At 71.2% G+C, this 16,881-nt stretch carries 13 protein-coding genes; 4 read left to right on the top strand and 9 right to left on the bottom strand.

Annotated features, from left to right (window positions below; all coding sequences use genetic code 11):
- Window positions 1-11: 11 nt before the first annotated feature.
- The 3 genes from NI17_RS03670 to NI17_RS03660 all read right to left on the bottom strand — a co-directional run bounded on the left by NI17_RS03670 (window position 12) and on the right by NI17_RS03660 (window position 3,018).
- On the bottom strand, window positions 12-401 hold the full coding sequence (locus NI17_RS03670) for a VOC family protein (RefSeq protein ID WP_068689393.1): 390 nt from the start codon (window positions 399-401) through the stop codon (window positions 12-14).
- A 33-nt stretch (window positions 402-434) separates the two neighbouring features.
- Window positions 435-1,100 (bottom strand): peptide deformylase, encoded by a 666-nt coding sequence (def, locus tag NI17_RS03665; protein WP_068689395.1) that lies wholly within the window; start codon window positions 1,098-1,100, stop codon window positions 435-437.
- 130 nt (window positions 1,101-1,230) lie between these two features.
- Window positions 1,231-3,018, bottom strand: a complete 1,788-nt coding sequence (locus tag NI17_RS03660; RefSeq protein ID WP_119267732.1) for an HAD-IIB family hydrolase — start codon at window positions 3,016-3,018, stop codon at window positions 1,231-1,233.
- A gap of 461 nt (window positions 3,019-3,479) precedes the next feature.
- On the opposite strand from NI17_RS03660, the gene NI17_RS03655 reads away from it, so the two are divergent.
- Both NI17_RS03655 and NI17_RS03650 read left to right on the top strand, forming a co-directional pair.
- A complete protein-coding gene (locus NI17_RS03655; RefSeq protein ID WP_068689399.1) occupies window positions 3,480-4,790 on the top strand; it encodes a multidrug effflux MFS transporter in 1,311 nt (436 codons plus the stop codon).
- A gap of 227 nt (window positions 4,791-5,017) precedes the next feature.
- Window positions 5,018-6,007, top strand: coding sequence for a glucosyl-3-phosphoglycerate synthase (locus NI17_RS03650; RefSeq protein ID WP_119267734.1), 990 nt, complete (start codon window positions 5,018-5,020; stop codon window positions 6,005-6,007).
- Between the two features lie 18 nt (window positions 6,008-6,025).
- On the opposite strand, the gene NI17_RS03645 is transcribed toward NI17_RS03650, so the two are convergent.
- The 6 genes from NI17_RS03645 to NI17_RS03620 form a co-directional block, all read right to left on the bottom strand.
- Window positions 6,026-6,457: an SMI1/KNR4 family protein gene (locus tag NI17_RS03645; protein WP_068689403.1), complete on the bottom strand. Its 432-nt coding sequence runs from the start codon at window positions 6,455-6,457 to the stop codon at window positions 6,026-6,028.
- A 178-nt stretch (window positions 6,458-6,635) separates the two neighbouring features.
- Complete coding sequence (locus NI17_RS03640) at window positions 6,636-7,601, bottom strand: glucosyl-3-phosphoglycerate synthase (protein WP_068689405.1); 966 nt, start codon at window positions 7,599-7,601, stop codon at window positions 6,636-6,638.
- 308 nt (window positions 7,602-7,909) lie between these two features.
- Window positions 7,910-8,416 carry an SRPBCC family protein gene (locus tag NI17_RS03635; protein WP_068689407.1) on the bottom strand — a complete coding sequence of 169 codons (507 nt, stop codon included), beginning with the start codon at window positions 8,414-8,416 and terminating at the stop codon, window positions 7,910-7,912.
- Between the two features lie 110 nt (window positions 8,417-8,526).
- Window positions 8,527-10,383, bottom strand: coding sequence for an AMP-dependent synthetase/ligase (locus NI17_RS03630; RefSeq protein ID WP_068689409.1), 1,857 nt, complete (start codon window positions 10,381-10,383; stop codon window positions 8,527-8,529).
- A 114-nt stretch (window positions 10,384-10,497) separates the two neighbouring features.
- Window positions 10,498-11,280, bottom strand: coding sequence for a sporulation protein (locus NI17_RS03625; RefSeq protein ID WP_068689411.1), 783 nt, complete (start codon window positions 11,278-11,280; stop codon window positions 10,498-10,500).
- Window positions 11,281-11,353: 73 nt separating this feature from the next.
- Window positions 11,354-12,631, bottom strand: a complete 1,278-nt coding sequence (locus NI17_RS03620; protein WP_068689413.1) for a multidrug effflux MFS transporter — start codon at window positions 12,629-12,631, stop codon at window positions 11,354-11,356.
- 1,081 nt (window positions 12,632-13,712) lie between these two features.
- Here NI17_RS03620 and NI17_RS03615 point away from each other — a divergent pair.
- Window positions 13,713-14,720, top strand: coding sequence for a glycoside hydrolase family 11 protein (locus NI17_RS03615; RefSeq protein WP_068689416.1), 1,008 nt, complete (start codon window positions 13,713-13,715; stop codon window positions 14,718-14,720).
- A 987-nt stretch (window positions 14,721-15,707) separates the two neighbouring features.
- Window positions 15,708-16,850: an FAD-dependent monooxygenase gene (locus NI17_RS03610; protein ID WP_068689417.1), complete on the top strand. Its 1,143-nt coding sequence runs from the start codon at window positions 15,708-15,710 to the stop codon at window positions 16,848-16,850.
- The last annotated feature ends 31 nt before the right edge of the window (window positions 16,851-16,881 follow it).

The following is a 16,881-nucleotide window of genomic DNA, read 5'->3' as shown; positions in this document are numbered from 1 at the left end:
GTCCCGCCGCCTCAGGGGCGGTAGCGCAGCGGGTGGTCCTCGGGGACCTCGACGACGCAGATGCGCAGCCCGTCGGGGTCGGCGATCCACATCTCGACCAGTCCCCACGGTTCGCGGCGGGGTTCCCGCAGGACGGTGGCGCCGCGCTCGGCGAGTTCGGCGTGCGCGGCGGCCGCGTCGGGCACCTGCAACCACAACCGGACGGCCTCGGGGTCCGGAGGGCGCTCGCAGCCCCCGGACAGCTCCAGGAAGCCGCCGCCCAGGAAGAACACGGTCCCCCGCTGCTCGTGGGGACCGAACTCGCGGTAGATCGCCAGCCCCAGCACGTCCCTGTAGAAGGCGCGGCTGCGTTCCAGGTCGGTGGGGCGCAGCAGGACACGGCTGCCGAGGACGTGGACCATGGCGCGATCCTAACCCGCCGCGGGGGCGGGGCGTCACTCGAAGCGCATCGTCTCGGCGTTCTCGGCGCGGCGGGCGAAGACCTGGTCCTTCATGTCGTTCATGGTCTTGAGGACCTTCTTGCGCTCCCGCTTGGGCAGCCGGTCGATGTAGAGGCGGCCCATGGTGTGGTCGGTCTCGTGCTGCAGGCAGCGCGCGAAGTACCCGGTGCCCTCCACGGTCACCGGGTTGCCGTCCCGGTCGAAGCCGGTGACCCGGGCGCGGGGGGCGCGCGGCAGCTCGGCGTGGGGGCCGGGTACCGACAGACAGCCCTCGTTCTCCACGGCCAGCCCCTCCTCCTCCACGCCCTCGGTCTCCAGGACCGGGTTGAGGACGTGGCCCACGTGCCGCACCCCGTCGTCGTCGGGGCAGTCGTAGACGAACAGGCGCAGGTCCACGCCCACCTGGTTGGCGGCCAGGCCGACGCCCTCGGCGACGTACATGGTGCGGAACATGTCGTCGACGAGCGTGTGCAGCTCGGGGGTGCCGAACTCGGTGACCTCGGCGTTGCGCCGGTGCAGGACGTCCTCGCCGACGACGGTGACCCGCAGCACCCTTCCGCGGACGGCCTCGGGCGCCCATTCGGGGTAGGAGTCCACGGGCTGTCCCTGGACCCGCACCCGAGTGTCGACGGGGGTTTCGGACACGTGCTGCTCAGACATCGCTTGACTCGTCTTTCCAGATGGTCGGGTGGCCGCACCGGGGACTCCGTGGCTGGGGCGGCTCCTGCACGCTACCAGCGGGCCGCCCGCCCCGGTGCCCCCGACGATAACGGACGTCCGTGAGCGGTGTTCACGGCCGCCGCCGTCCCGACGGGCCGGTCTCCCGGCCCCGGTCGGGGTCGTAGCTGGTGGGTTCGGCGGGCAGGGTGTAGCGCTCGTCGATGAGGCGCGCGACCTCGCGGCGGCTGTCGGAGGGGGCGCGGCCGGTGTCCTGTTCGACCCGCCGCACCAGGTCGGCGAGCTCGCCGTCGCGCACCGAGCCGCGCAGCCACCGCGAGTAGTCGTGGCGGCGCAGGTGGTGGGTCCAGGTGTCGTCGTCCACCCCCTCGGCCAGTTCCACGAACGAGTGCAGGTTGCGGGCGCGCAGCCGTAGCCTCCCCTGCGGTCCGGTGAAGTAGAAGCTCTTGTCCGGGGCGAGGGTGCCCGCGGCGTACTTGCGGCGGTGCCGGGTGCGGTGCGTCTCGCCGGGGGCGAGCTTGACCCGCTGCGCCGCGGTCTCCGCGACCCGCCACACGGCGATGTCGGAGACGACCGACTCCTGCTGCCTGTCGGGTTCGGCGGGCGCCGGTTCCAGGGCGGGCGGCCTGTGTCCCGTGGCCGCGGCGAACGCGTCCAGGGTCTGTCCGGGGTCGTCGCCGACCGCGACGACGGTGTCGACCAGGCGCAGCACCAGCGGGCTGAGTGTTTCGGGGTGGACGGTGACCAGCATCAGGCCGCCGACGTCGGCGGGCACGCGCAGCGGCAGTTGTGCCAGTTCCACGGGCATCAGGTGGTGGGCCTCGTCCACCACCAGCCACGCGGGGTGCCCCAGTTCGGCACGCAGGCCGACCAGGCGGGGCAGCAGTCCCGCGAAGAAGGCGGGCCGGTCGCGCAGCGGGACGGCGAGCATGTTGACGGCCACGTTGTGGTCGGGGTCGCGCAGCGCGGTCAGCACCTCGTCGATCGACGGCGCGCGGGTGGCGTCGCCGAACGCGGTCACCCCCTCGAAGTCGGCGTAGTCGCCCTCGGGGTCGATCACGCAGTACTGGTAGCCGCTCTCGCCGAGCCGTTCCAGCAGCGCGGTGGCGGCGGTGGACTTGCCGCTGCCCGAGGGGCCCGCCACGGCCACCGCCGTGCCGTGCGGGGCGATGGCCGTGGGCGCCGCCCCGGCGGTGCCGAAGTGCAGGTCGTGGCGGCTGACCGGTACCTCGGCCAGGTCGGTGGCCAGGAGCCGGTCGACCAGTTCGGCCACCCCCTCGCCGTCGGGGCGCTCCAGGACGAGGTCGCTGGTCCTCTTGACCGCCTCCAGGGCTCCTGCGACGGCGACCGCGCACTCGCACATGTGCAGCATCGCGTGGTCGTTCTCGGCGTCGCCGACCGCGACCGTGGAGTGCGGGGAGAACTCCAGGCGGCGCAGCGCGGCGGCCAGCCCCGACGCCTTGTTCACCCCGGGCGGCAGTACCATCACCGCGCCCTTGTTGTAGATCACCTGCAGTTCCAGGCCCAGTTCGCGGATGGCGTCGAGGACCGTGCGGTCGTGCGGTTCGCGTGTGGCGACGACCACCTCCCCCACCGCGAGCGGACTGACGCCGTGCCGCCGGAGCCGCTCCACGAACTCGGCCGGGGGCCGCTCGGCGAGCGGCCGGCGGTCGCGTCGGCCGGGATCGTAGAGCACTCCGCCGTTCTCGGCCACGACCATGTCGAACAGGTCGACGTGGTCGAACACGCCGAACAGGTCGTCGAGTCGACGCCCGGTCACCATGACCAGGCGACGGCCCGAGCGGGACAGGTGCTCCAGGGCGGTCACGGTCGCGTCGTCCACCCTGCCCCCGTGGGCGATCGTCTCGTCGTAGTCGCAGGCCAGCACGTGGTACCGCATTCCCACCTCCTCCGGATCGGGCCTCGTGCAGGACACTGACCCGATTCGTGCCCGCCATGCCTGCGCCGTCCCGTTCGGGGTGGGGCGTCCGGAGCCGCCCCGGTTCCCCCTCCGGGGCGCGGTCAATCCTCGCAGTCCCGGAAGTGGCGCCTCTCACAGAGCCAATCCGCCTGCCTTGTCGCAGGTCGCACGGCGTGTGTCAGGTCACGCCCGCACAGGCGGACTCCGCCGGATTATTGCCGCCGATCCGGGTTGTTGTCAGGCGCGTATCCCGAAGGTCGTGTTCCGGCATCTTTCGGGACTCGGTTCCGCAACGGAACCGCCTCCGTGTGGGCACGGCGGCGGGGAAGCCGCAGGCGTCCCCGAGCGAGCCCCAGCGGACCCCTCCTCGCGCCTCCCCGTGTGTTATGGCGCGCCCTCTCACGTCCCTGACCGCCTTCGACGCGTCTCGGAGTATGCAGTTGTCCCTGACTCTTCTGCGTCCCCGCCAGTCCGCCGCTCCCGCCGCCGCGCGCCGTCCCGCCACGGATCGCGCGCCCGGAGGCCGTCCCCGGCGGTCCGTGGCGCTGCTGGTCTTCGTACTCGGCCTGCTGACCGCCACCAGTTCGCTGGCCACCGACCTGTACCTGCCGGCGTTCCCGGACATCGCCGCCGACCTGCGCGCCACCGAGGCCCAGGTGCAGCTGACCCTGACCGCGATCATGGTCGGCCTGGCCGCGGGCCAACTGGTGATCGGTCCCCTGAGTGACCGCTGGGGGCGGCGCGTCCCGCTGCTGGTCGGCGTGGGCGTGTTCACACTCTCCTCGCTGGCGAGCGCCGTGGCCCCCAGCGTCGAGGCGCTGAGCGTGCTGCGCCTGCTGCAGGGCCTGTCCGGTGCCGCGGGAGCGGTGATCTCCCGCGCGGTGGTGCGCGACGTCTTCGACGGCGACGACGGCGCCCGGTTCTTCTCCCGCCTGTCGATGCTGACCGGGCTGGCCCCGATGCTCGCCCCGATGCTGGGCAGCCAGTTGCTGCTGCTGGGTTCGTGGCGGCTGCTGTTCGGCGTGCTGGCGCTCATCGGTCTGGTGAACCTGGCCCTCGTCCACTTCGCGCTGCCGGAGACCCGGCCGCGTGAGCGGCGCGTCGAGCGCGCCGGGGGGCGTCGCGGCTCGGTGGCGAACGTCCTGCTGCGCCTGCAGCTCGACCCGCGTTTCATGGGGCCGACCCTGGTCATGGCGTTGAGCTTCGCGATGACCTTCACCTACATCTCCGCGTTCTCCTTCGTCTCCGAGAGCGAGTTCGGCGCCACCCCCCAGCAGTTCGGCGTCATCTTCGGGGTCAACTCCCTGAGCATGGTGGTGGGCAACCAGGTCAACGCGATGCTGATCGGCCGGGTGGACGGCCCCCGGCGGCTGCTGGCGGGGCTGCTGGGCGCGCTGGTCTCGGTCGCGGCCCTGGTCTGCCTGGCCGTCTCCGGGCAGGCGGGCCTGGTCTCGGTCACCGCCGCACTGATCGCGATGATGTTCTTCACCGGCCTGATCTCCCCCAACGCCACGACCCTGGCCATCGCGGGCCAGCCCGCCTCGGTGGCCGGAACCGGATCGGCTCTGCTGGGCGCGCTGCAGTTCGCCATCGGCGGCGGTCTGGCCGCGACCACCGGCATGGGCGAGGGCGGCGAGGCGAGCCTGCTGTCCATGTCTACGGTGATGCTGGCCACCGCGGCCGCGGCCACGGCGGTCTTCGTCGGCTGGGCGGTACACGCCCACCGCTCCGCGGCGCCGCGGACCGCCTGACCGCGCGTCGCGGCAGCGGAGACGACCCACGCCCGCCCGGGACCGGATCCGGTCCCGGGCGGGCGTGTCGCCGCGCAACGGCGGAGCAGACCACGATAAACCAGCACTCCGATGTTCATACCGGGCAATCCTGGATAGGGAGAGTGCGCATGTCACCGGGGCTTCTCGTGCCCCCGTCCGGAGCCGCCGGACGGCCCGACTCCTGCCGCAACCGTGAGGAGTTGCCCATGATGCCAACCCGCACCCGCCAGTGGCTGTCGCACCGGATGAACTCGCATCTGGACTGGCCGGCCTCCCGCGCACTGGCGCTCAAGGGGGACACCACGATCAGCGTCGTCCTGCCCGCCAAGGACGAGCAGGAGACGGTGGGGTCGATCGTCACCGCCATCCGGGAGTCACTCGTCGAACGCGTGCCGCTCGTCGACGAGGTCGTCGTGATCGACTCGCGCTCCACCGACAACACCGCGAAGGTGGCGGCGCGGGCGGGGGCCACCGTCCACGCCCAGGACGACATCCTGCCCGACCTGCCGGGGCTGTGGGGCAAGGGCGAGGCGCTGTGGAAGTCGCTGGCCGTCACCAGCGGGGACGTGGTCGTCTTCGTCGACTCCGACATACGCAACTTCGGTCCGCACTTCGTCACCGGCCTCGTCGGTCCGCTGCTGGCCGACCCGGACCTGGCCTACGTCAAGGGCTGCTACAGCCGACCGCTGCGCCAGGAGGACTCCTTCAACCCGTTCGACGGCGGCCGGGTGACCGAACTGCTGGCCCGCCCCCTGCTCAACATGTGCTGGCCCGACCTGTCGGGGTTCGTGCAGCCGCTGGCCGGGGAGTACGCCGGGCGGCGCACGGCCCTGGAGGAGGTGCCCTTCGTGTGCGGCTACGGCGTGGAGTTCGCCCTGCTGGTGGACCTGGCCGACCTGGTGGGCGTGGACCGCATGGCCCAGACCGACCTGGGCTGCCGCGAGCACTCCCACCAGTCCACCGCGGCGCTGGGCCGCATGTCGGGGCAGATCCTCGACACCGCGTGGTCGCGCATGCACCGGCACGGCATCGTCACCTCCGAGCACCCTCCCTCCAGCGGCATCACCCAGTTCGTCCAGACCGCCGACGGCTATGAGTCGCTGGACTGGGAGGTGCGGGTCAGCGAGCGCCCGCCCATGTCCCGGGTGCTGGGCGGGCGCGGCGCCGCGCCCCGGCCCCGGCAGCCGCTGCGCTGAGGCGGTGCCGCGTCCGGCTCAGCGGAACCAGTCGTTGCCCTGGGTGAGGCAGCGCACCAGGTAGTCGCGCAGGGACACCACGGCGAGCCGGCGCTCGTCGGTCTCGTGGTCCCACACGACGATGCCGGGGCCGTATCCGGTGTGGACGTAGGCGAACTGGGGCCCCATGTCACTGTCCCCGAAGAACAACAGGTCGTCGAAGGGCGCGTACAGCTCCCGGTAGTCCGCCTCCGAACGCATCGCGAGATTGTCCTCGACGATGCGTTCGGCCGACCACACCACGGCGTCGCCGTACTCGTTCCACACCCCGTTGGTCTCACGCAGCAGCTCCACCAGCTCCAGAGGGACGGGCAGGCCGAGGGTCTCCTCGATCCGCCAGAACAGCGCCTCCTTGGCCGGCTCGAAGAACTCCGCGTCCGGGTACAGTTCACCGATCAGTAAACGCCACACCGTTGAATCATCACAGCTACGCCCCTGACACCGGAAATCGACGGGCCCGCCGCGGGCGGATCCGTGCCGGATCTCACCCGCGGTGACCGCGGGGCGCCCCGCAGGCGTGTCGGGCCGCCTCCCGGAAGGGGAGACGGCCCGACGCGGTCGGCGCCCCCGGCTCGCGGGGCGCCTCCTCTCAGATCAGCACGGGTTCGGCCAGGCTGTCCGCCGGAGGCCGCTCGGTGATGGCGGTCTCCCGCGCGTACGGCACGTACGCGCCGTCGACGGCCTCGCTGCGCACGTACTGCACGAGCGTGGTGGCGGCGCCAGCGGTCTCCACCAGGCGCCCCGACCGCAGCAGGCGGCTGCGGGCGGTGTGCTGGATCTGCGCGGCCATCACCCCCAGGTCCGGGGTGGTCTGGTTGGTGTGCTCGCGCACCCCCAGGTCCACCTGGGCGAGCGCGTCCAGTCCCTCGGACTCCAGCAGGTCGACGAGCAGCCCCAGTTCCACGCCGTAGTGGGACACGAACGGCATGCGGCGCAGCACGTCGGCGCGGCCCGCGTACTCCCCCGACAGGGGTTGGACGAACCCCGCCAACTGCGGCCAGTACTGGTTGAGCAGCGGGCGCGCCACCAGTTCGGTGACCCGTCCGCCGTTGTACGTCTGTCCCGGGGTGCCCTTGAGCGGGCGGTCGTAGCAGGCCTTGACGTAGGCCACGTCCGGGTCGGTGATCAGCGGGCCGAGCAGCCCCGTCACGTAGTCGGGGGTGAAGCTCAGCAGGTCGGCGTCGACGAAGACGAGGATGTCCCCGGTCGCCACGAACAGCGACTTCCACAGGGCCTCGCCCTTGCCCTCTCCGGGCGGGAGATCGGGGCGGATCGCGTCCTGGTGGTACACAGTCGCGCCCGCCCGCGCTGCCACTTCGGCGGTGTTGTCGGTACTGCGCGAGTCGATGACCACGATTTCGTCCACCAGGGGGACCTGCTCGCACAGGGCGGTACGAATGCGGGTCACGATCGTCCCGACGGTCGCGCTCTCGTTACGGGCCGGAAGAACCACGGTGATCCGCTGGCCCTGCTTGTTCTCGGCAAGGACGCCGGCGTCCCAGTCCTGCGCACGGCTGGTGCGCCGGTCGAGCCATGCCTCTACCTCTGGCAGCACGGTGCCTCCCCTGAATCAGCTCTGCGACGCGGCAGGAGTGCCGCGCCCCGGCGATTCGTTATAGCGTCCGATTTTTTCCGGCGCGTCGCCGATGTGTGGCCAACGGATGACATCGCAGCGCACACACTTTCCTACTCTTTGCAGTCTTTCCGAAAACACGCTGTTCTTATCGCCGGTGCCACCGTGCCACGGGGGCCCGGCGCGCCCGTGCCCGGGGGGCGGCAACGACGCCCCGCGGCACGCACGGCACGGGGCCGGGTACGGTCCTCGACCGCCTTCCGGCCCCGTCGCGATCGGTGCGCGATCCGCTACCTGGTCTCCCCCGGAGACTCGGGCCGGTCCCCGGCGACCTTGCCCTGCCCCGGACGGACCTCGCCGCGCCAGCCGCCCTCGGGGGGAGCGCCCCGGTCCTCGATGAACTGCTTGAACCGCTTCAGGTCGCCCTTGGTCCGCGCCTTGACCACGCCGAGCTTGTCGCCCAACTGCTCCACGACCCCCTCGGGAGCGGTCTCCATCTGCAGCGTCACCCGGGTGTGCTGCGGGTCCAGGCGGTGGAAGGTCACCACGCCCGCGTGGGTGGTGCCGTCCACGCTCTTCCACGCCACACGCTCGTCCGGGACCTGCTCGGTGATCACCGCGTCGAACTCGCGGCGCTGCCCCCCGATGGAGATCTCCCAGTGGGTGCGCGTGTCGTCCTGCTGCTCGACCCGTTCCACACCCTCCATGAACCGCGGAAACGTCTCGAATCGGGTCCACTGGTCGTAGGCGGCCCGGACCGGAACGTCGACCTCGACGGCTTCGATGACCTGAGACATCCTGCGACGTCCTCTCTGATCGACTGCGTTGACGCGGATCCGCCGGACGGCGGTCCTGTCCGACCACGCCGCTACCCGAGCGGTCCGCGTCCACACACGGCGTCGCGCCGTCAGCGTCCCTCCTCGATCGACGGGGGCGCGTACAGCGCCTCGATCTCGTCGGCGAACGCCCGCAGCACCGCGTCCCGGCGCAGCCGCCCCGACGGCAGCAGCAGCCCGCTGGCCTGGCTGAACTCCTCGGGCAGCACGTGGAAGGCACGGATCATCAGCTCCGGCGGCACCCCGTTGTTGACCTCCTCCACCACGCGGCGGATCTCGGCCCCCACCTCCGGCGCCAGCGCGATCTGCTCCAGCGGTGTCGACAGCGGCAGGTTGTTGATCAGCCGCCAGTACTCCAACTGGTCCCGCTTCAACGTGATCAGCGCGGTCGCGTACGGGCGTCCCTCGCCCAGCACGATCACCTGGCTGATCAGCGGGTGCGCCAGCAACTGCGTCTCCAGGTCGACGTAGTCGGCCGTCGCGCTCCGCGCCGTCCCGTCCGTGACGACCCCGACCGCCGGAACCTCCGCCTCCCGGCCGGACCGCACCTGCGGCACGGCCTCCCGCACGGTCAGGTACCCCTGCTCGTCCAGTTCTCCCAGCCGCCCCGTGGCCAGCCACCCGTCCGGCAGGACCTGGGTGTCCTCCTGAACGGCGTTGTGGTATCCGGCGAACACCCCGGGACCGCGCACCAGCACCTCGCCGTCGTCGGCGGTCTTCAGCTCCACACCGTCGACCGCGGGCCCCACGGTGCCCGGCCGGGGCTGCCCCGGAACGGTCAGCGCCGCCACCCCGCCGGTCTGCGCCAGCCCGAAGCCCTCCAGCACGGGGATGCCCAGCCCCTCGTAGAAGTACGCCAGCCTCGGCTCCAGGCCGCCCGGAACGCACACCGCCGCACGCACCTGGCCGCCCAGGGCATCCCTGACCCGGGCGAAGGCCCAGTCGTAGATGGCGCGCGACATCCGCTGCCACGGCCGCCGCTTCTTCCGTCCCAGGTCCACCGCCAGCCGGGTGGCGGCCTCGAACCCCTGGGCGCCGTCCCAGCCGCCCTGCCGCGCCCGCGACCGCTCCACCTCGTAGACACGGGTCAGAAAAGCCGCGTCGGTCACCAGCAGGGTCGGCGCGAACTCCCTGACCTGGTGGGCGAAGACCTGCTCGGGGTGGGCGAACCCCACCCGGACGCCCGCCAGGACGCCCGCCACCACCGCGGAGCAGCTCGCCAGCCCGCCCGTCCGCGGTCCCAGCAGCGTGGTGGCCGCCCCCGCCGGCATGGACGCGAGCACCGGGGCCAGCCGGTCGACCGCCGCTCCCGCCGCGGCCAGCAGGTTGCGGTGGGTCAGTACCGCTCCCCGCACCCGCCGCTGCGGCGTGACGGTGTAGTGGATCAGCGCCGTGTCCTGGGCGGTGCTCTCCTCCACCCGGAACCGCACCGCCGTGCCGTCCATGTAGGCCCCGGGCTTGGCGATCGCCTCCAGTCCGGCGTCGTCCACCGTCCAGACCCGTCCCAGGTCCACCAGTTCGTGCTGGAGCGACGCCGCGACCCGCGTCTGCCGCTGGTCGCGCAGCACCGCCACGGCCGGACGGCTGTCCCGCAGCGCCCGCCGCAGCAGTCCCGGGGAGCAGTTCGGCGGCACCTCCACCACCACTCCGCCCGCGGCCCACACCGCGAACACCACCAGGGTCCGTTCGTAGCCGCCCGGCGCGGCCACGAGCACCCGGTCCCCGAGGCCGACGCCCGCGGCGATCAGCCCCCTGGCCAGCCTGGTGACCGAGGTCAGGAACTCGGTCGCGTCCACGTCGCGCCAGCCCCCCTCGGCGGGGCGGTGGAGGACCGTGCCGTCGCCGTCGCGCTGGACGCTCAGGTACGCCAACTCGCCCAGCACCTCGGGGCGCGGCGGCGGCGGAACAGGGGTCGGTGACTGGCGCATATCTCTTCCCACTCCTCACGACAGAAGCCGGAGAGCCTCCCCCCGCCCTCCCCGGTCATCCGAACGAGCCCTACTGTGCACCGGATCGTTACCTGCGGGCAAGCTCACGGTACGTCACAGCCAGCCGCGCCGCCCCGCGATCGCGTCGATCTGGGCGTGCAGGTAGCCGGCCCAGTCCTGGTGGGCCGCGGTGGCGTGGTCGAAGGAGAACGCGAAGTAGGAGTCGGACCGCTCGCCCAGCAGTCCCGGCCTGCGGTCCAGTTCCACCACCACGTCCGCGCCGCGCTCGTCGGTCGCGAACGACAGTTCCAGGTCGTTGAGCCCGCGGTAGCGGCTCGGCGCGTGGAACTCGATCTCCTGGTAGAACGGCAGCCGCTGCCGGGTGCCGCGCAACTGTCCCCGCTCCATGTCGGTGTGCTTGACGACGAAGCCCAGGGAGACCAGCGCGTCCAGCACGGCCTGCTGGGACGGCAGCGGCCCCACCCGCACCGGGTCGAGGTCTCCGGGGTCGATCGCGCCGGCCACGCTCAACCGCGTGTTGACGCCCAGCCGCATCGGGTGCAGGACGGTTCCCCGGTACCAGTTCACCGGGGTCTCGAACGGGACCCGCAGTTCGAAGGGGACGGTGTAGCGCGCTCCGGGGTGCAGGTGCAGCGCGCCGCCGAGCCGCTGGCGGCAGAACTCCATGTCCTGCGAGTACTCGTTGTCGCCCGACTCCACCTCCACCCGGGTCTGCAGGCCCACGGTGAGCTCCTCGACCTGCTGGTCGACTGTTCCGCCCTCGATGTGCACCTGGCCGCGCAGCACTCCGCCGGGCACGGCCACGGCGTCCTCCATGACGGTCTCCACCGAGGCTCCGCCGAAGCCCAGTCCGGCCAGCAGCCGCTTGAATGCCATACCAACCTCCACAAAAAGGACAAGAGGGGCGAAGAGTCTATCCCCTGTGTCCCTGGTCGGAGGCGGTCCGGTTTCAGACGGCCGCGCGCCGCCCCAGCCAGCCGGTCACCGCGAACGCCACCAGCGCCGTCGCGCCCGTGGCCGCCATCACCGCGACCATGCTCGCCAGCGTCGCCTCGCCTCCGGCGACCATTCCGGCCACCGCGGCCAGGAGCCCGCCGAAGGCGAACCGCGACGACCCCATGAGGGCCGACGCGGTCCCCGCCACGGACGGGGTCTGCGACGACAGCGCCAGCGTCGTCGCGTTGGGAAAGACCATGCCGGTGCCGAACATCATCACCGCCAGCGCCACCGCCGTCGTGACCAGCACGGCCGTACCGGTCAACTCCATGACGGCCAGCGCCGCCACGCTCCCCAGGCTCAGCGCGAGACCGACCACCAGGCGCCGCGACGTGTCGATCCGTCCGATCAGCAGGCCGTTCAGTTGTGTACCCGCCAGCATCGCCACCGCGTTGACCGCGAACAGCAGGCTGAACGTCTGCGGCGAGGCGCCCAGGTCGTTCTGCGACACGAAGGAGAAGGAGGAGATGTAGACGAAGATCATCCCGAAGTTGAGGCCCAGCGCCAGCGCGGGACCGACGAACCGCAGGTCGCGCAGCAGGTGTCCCACCGTGGCCAGCAGCGCTCCGGGCCGTGCCGACCGGCGCTCGCTCCTGGGCAGGGTCTCGGGCAGCAGGAACAGCACCGCCAGGAATCCCAGGCCGTTGACCGCGGCCAGCGCGGCGAAGCTCAGCGGCCACGGTCCCACGAGCAGCAACTGGCCGCCCAGGACCGGCCCCACGATCGGCGCCATCCCCGACACCAGCATCAGCCGGGAGAAGAACCGCGCCGCCGCGTCCCCCTCGTACAGGTCGCGCACCACCGCGTGCGAGATCACCGCGCCCGCGGCTCCCGCGACCCCCTGCACGAACCGGATCGCGACGAACACCTCCACCGACGACACGAGCATGCACAGCAGTGACGTGACCATGAACAGCGCGGTCCCCACCAGCAGCGGTCCGCGTCGCCCCCACGCGTCACTCATCGGCCCGGCGGCCAACTGCCCCAGGGCCAGGCCCACCATGGACGCGGTCAGCGTCAACTGGACGCGGGCCTCGGTGGTGCCGAGGTCCTCGGCGATCATCGGGAACGCCGGGAGGTACAGGTCGGTGGAGAGCGGTCCCGCGGCCGCCAGCACACCCAGCACCACCGCCAGCAGCGCGGTGGAGCGCCGCGACTCCGGTGGAACCGGACCGGAGGCGGCCGCGTCCGGTCCGGCCGCCGTGGGGGAGGTGACCTCGCTGCGTGCCACTGCGCTCCTCACTCAAGACATGGGACGGCCCCGTCACAGGCCCGACGATGACACCAGACGATGTCAACACGCTCCACGCCGTAAAAAATCCGCAAAATATTGTCGGATGACGTGATCTCCGCCATCCTGCCACGGCACCGCGCCCACGCCCGGAAGAGGACGGCACGACGGTCCCGCCCTGCGCGGGCCCCACAACCCTCCGGGAACACCACGCGCCCCGGCCCCGGGAGCAAGGGTTCCCGCCCCCCTCAACCCAGGGGGTGGTTTCCAGGTGGCCTGGACGCTCCCCTCGGAGCTGGGATCCCAGGACTTCCCGAGGTGGAGGCCACCCGAAAACCACCCACCAGGCCGGGGCCACACGACCATCACCGGGGGTTGGGCGGGCGAGGTGTTCCGCCCCGGGCCCCGGGGCGGGCGACCACGGGTTGGCGCAGGAGTGGGGAGGCTCCCCGGCGCCGGCCCGCCCGCGCCCCCACCTCCCCGCACCTCACCGGCGGACCCGCACCACAGCCCCCCGCCCCCTGAGAGCCGACCAGCACCACACCTCCCCGGAAGTGCCCCGCCGCCTCTCCCAACCTCCCGGCATTGGTTCCAGGACCCCCGGGAACCGGAGCCACACCAGGAGTGTCCACCACACCCGGTGCGAAACAGCTCGCCGGATCCGCCACGGCGGGCCCGTCGCGATCACGCTCTCCCCCGTCGCATCCCGGCAGCATGATCCGGAAGATTTCTGAAATTTACACTGGCCACCCCGCTCCGATTCCCCCTGCAGGGCCAGCGACCAGGCCCGATGTCTCCGCAGGAACCCCTTGAACAAGAAGATTTCCGGAATCTTCCGGAAGCTATTGACACTCGATGGAGTCGGGCAAATACTTTCGGTATCGACGGGTTCCAGCCACCGTCGACACAGGTCACCCACCGTGACCTGGCCTTCCGCTTGTCGACCGCCCGACAACCGGCCACCCCCGCCGCGTTGTGCGACGCCGACACACGGCGGCCGTCACCCCGGCCGACGACAGCCCCCCGGGCGCATCACGCCGCCCGGCCCTCCCGACAGCCCCTCAAAGGAGGAAGCACACACATGAACGACGCCCCCGCCCACCCAAAGAGCCGCAGACACGGCCGCATCAGACTGTTCGTCGGCCGTGTCTGCACCGCCCTGGTGGCGCTGGTCACGGCCACGACGATGCTGCCCGGCGTCGCCAACGCGGCCGTGACCTCCAACCAGACGGGCACCCATGACGGCTATTTCTACTCGTTCTGGACCGACAGCCCCGGAACGGTCTCCATGGAGCTGGGCCCCGGTGGCAACTACAGCACCTCGTGGAGCAACACCGGGAACTTCGTTGTCGGTAAGGGCTGGAGCACCGGCGGACGCAGGACCGTGACCTACTCCGGTAGCTTCAACCCGTCCGGTAACGCGTACCTGACTCTCTACGGGTGGACGAGAAACCCGCTCGTGGAGTACTACATCGTCGACAACTGGGGCACCTACCGGCCCACGGGAACGTACAAGGGCACGGTCACCAGCGACGGCGGCACGTACGACATCTACGAGACGACGCGCACCAACGCCCCCTCCATCGAGGGCACCGCAACCTTCAAGCAGTACTGGAGCGTCCGGCAGTCGAGGAGAACGGGCGGAACCATAACCGCTGGAAACCACTTCGACGCATGGGCCCGCCACGGAATGAACCTGGGCAGCCATGACTACATGATCATGGCGACGGAGGGATACCAGAGCAGCGGGAGCTCCAACATAACGGTGGGCGGCTCCGGCGGCGGCAATCCTGGCGGAAACCCCGGCGGCAACCCCGGTGGCGGTGGCTGCACCGCGACCCTGTCCGCGGGGCAGCAGTGGAGTGACCGGTACAACCTCGGCGTCTCGGTCAGCGGCTCCAGCAACTGGACCGTGACGATGAACGTGCCGTCCCCGGCGAAGATCATCGCCACGTGGAACATCAGCGCCAGCTACCCCAACGCCCAGACGCTGACCGCCAGGCCCAACGGCAACGGCAACAACTGGGGTGTGACGATCCAGCACAACGGCAACTGGACCTGGCCGACGGTCTCCTGCAGCGCGAACTGACCCTCGGACACCCGAAACACCACACCTGTGGCGCGGCGGCCATGACCGCCGCGCCACACCGCTGCCGACCGGTGACCACCGCGCGGGTCGAGCGGGCCAGGCCGCGGCCAGGAGGTCGACGGCCTGGCCCGCCAACCGAACCGGCTGTGGTGACGGTGAGGAACGAGCAGCAGCCGCTCTCGCGGGCCACCAGGTCACGTACTCCGCCCTCCACCACCCTCCCGCGTTTTCGGGCAGGCCCGCACCAGGGGGTGTCTCGGGGTGCGGTGGCCGGTGCTCTCTTCCCTGATCCCTCTGTGACGGCGCGGGCGGGTCGGCGCCGGGGCACCTCCCCACTCCAGCGCCGCCCCGTGGCGGGCCGCCTCGGACGCCGGGGTGGAATGCCCCGCCCGACTTCCCGGTACTGGGTTCTGCCCCCTTCGGGGGGTCCGGGCGGCGTGCCCGTCCGGCGGCACACGAACCCCAGGGCGGGCCGGACTCCCCTGAGGGGCGTCCTCGGGAACTGACAGCCTCACCGGGCCTCTTCGCGGTTGGGCGGCGGAGCCCCGTGGGAGCACACGGTCGGCTGGCCGTGACAGACGGTGGAGACCCTCCCGGCGCGCGGGAAACACAGCGCTCCACGCGGTGAGGACACCGCGAACTGTTGGACGCCCACGCGATCACCTCCGTGTGAGCGGAGAACATCTCCCGGTAGTCATTCCATCCGTCCCACCCGAAGCATTTTCTCCCCCCCATTCACGGAAACCGCCTCGGCGCCCTTCCCGATCCGGCTGGCTCTCGCCCCTTCGCCTCGGAATTACCGCAGGTCAAAGCCGTCTCCGAGGGGCGCGAGAGAGCATTTTTCGGTTTTACGCAAGCGCATTGAACGCAAGTTAACGTTGCACTGTGACTGACTTCACACCGCCTGGGTCGGCTCCTACATTCGTGTGGCACACCGGCCTCGTGCATTCCCGCAGCGGGGCCGAGCAGACGAACTGAGGGGTCGAATTGAGTCGAGGCAGTGTTCTCGTCGTCGGTGGCGGGATCGGTGGACTCTCCACCGCCATCGCGCTCCGCAACGCCGGATACGACGTCAACGTCGTGGAGCTCCAGGAGAGCCTCCACTCGTCGGTCTACGGTGTGGGGATCATCCAGCCGATCAACGCGCTGCGCGCGCTGGAGATGATCGGCTGCGCCCAGGCGTGCATGGACGCCGGCTACCCGGCCACCGCCTGGGGCAGGAAGTACGACGTGGACGGCGACTTCGTCTGCGACGTACCGGGCGCCACGATCTCCGGCTCCCACCTGCCGCCCCTGAACGGTCTCACCCGGCCGAAACTGCACGAGATCCTGACCACCAGGGCCCGTGAGGTCGGGGTCACCATCGAGTACAGCAAGACCTTCACCGAGCTCACCGACGGGCCCGACGGCGTCGAGGTGGCCTACAGCGACGGCACCGGCAACGCCGTGGACATCGTCGTCGGCGCCGACGGCGTCAACTCCAAGGTCCGCCCGTACGTCCTGGGCGAGGAGGTCCAGCCGACCTACATGGGTCAGTCCGCGTTCCGGGTCAACATCCCGCGCGAGCCGGAGATCGACCGGATCATCCTGCAGGAGGGCCCCGAGGGCATGGCCGGCTTCGTGCCGATCGGCCCCGACCTGGCCTACCTCTTCTACAACACCACGATGGACCGGCCCGAGCCCGACACCTACCCCGCGGACCAGTTGGACAGGATCCTGCGTGAGCACCTGGCCCCGTTCGGCGGGCTGACCGGACGGGTCCGCGACAGGTACATCAACGACCCCTCCGAGATCGTGCTGCGTCCGGAGGACTGGATGATCGTGCCCGCGCCGTGGCACAAGGGTCGGATCGTGCTGGTCGGAGACGCCGTCCACGCCGTGACCCCGCACCTCGGCCAGGGCGCCGCGCAGGCGATCGAGGACGGCGTCGTGCTCGCGGACTGCCTGGCCTCCGGCGTCGACCTCGACGAGGCGTTCGCGCGCTACACCGACCGCCGCTACGACCGCTGCAAGCTCATCGTGGAGTCGTCGGTGAAGATCGGCACCTGGGAGATGGACCCCACCTCCATCGAACTGGACCACGTGGCTTTGACCCAGCACGTCCTGGAGACGATGGTCCAGCCGCTCTAGCCCCCGCCGGGGCCGACCGGTCCCGGCCGCG

The sequence above is a fragment of the Thermobifida halotolerans genome, from assembly GCF_003574835.2.
Classification (GTDB): Bacteria; Actinomycetota; Actinomycetes; order Streptosporangiales; family Streptosporangiaceae; genus Thermobifida; species Thermobifida halotolerans.
This window is presented reverse-complemented; position numbering and strand designations above follow the sequence as displayed.

What these genes read in the sequence shown, in the direction of transcription:
- NI17_RS03625 (WP_068689411.1), bottom strand. Translation starts at nt 11,280, where the DNA reads ATGGCATTCAAGCGGCTGCTGGCCGGACTGGGCTTCGGCGGAGCCTCG.
- NI17_RS03660 (WP_119267732.1), bottom strand. Translation starts at nt 3,018, where the DNA reads ATGCGGTACCACGTGCTGGCCTGCGACTACGACGAGACGATCGCCCAC.
- NI17_RS03615 (WP_068689416.1), top strand. Translation starts at nt 13,713, where the DNA reads ATGAACGACGCCCCCGCCCACCCAAAGAGCCGCAGACACGGCCGCATC.
- NI17_RS03630 (WP_068689409.1), bottom strand. Translation starts at nt 10,383, where the DNA reads ATGCGCCAGTCACCGACCCCTGTTCCGCCGCCGCCGCGCCCCGAGGTG.
- NI17_RS03670 (WP_068689393.1), bottom strand. Translation starts at nt 401, where the DNA reads ATGGTCCACGTCCTCGGCAGCCGTGTCCTGCTGCGCCCCACCGACCTG.
- NI17_RS03635 (WP_068689407.1), bottom strand. Translation starts at nt 8,416, where the DNA reads ATGTCTCAGGTCATCGAAGCCGTCGAGGTCGACGTTCCGGTCCGGGCC.
- def (WP_068689395.1), bottom strand. Translation starts at nt 1,100, where the DNA reads ATGTCTGAGCAGCACGTGTCCGAAACCCCCGTCGACACTCGGGTGCGG.
- NI17_RS03650 (WP_119267734.1), top strand. Translation starts at nt 5,018, where the DNA reads ATGATGCCAACCCGCACCCGCCAGTGGCTGTCGCACCGGATGAACTCG.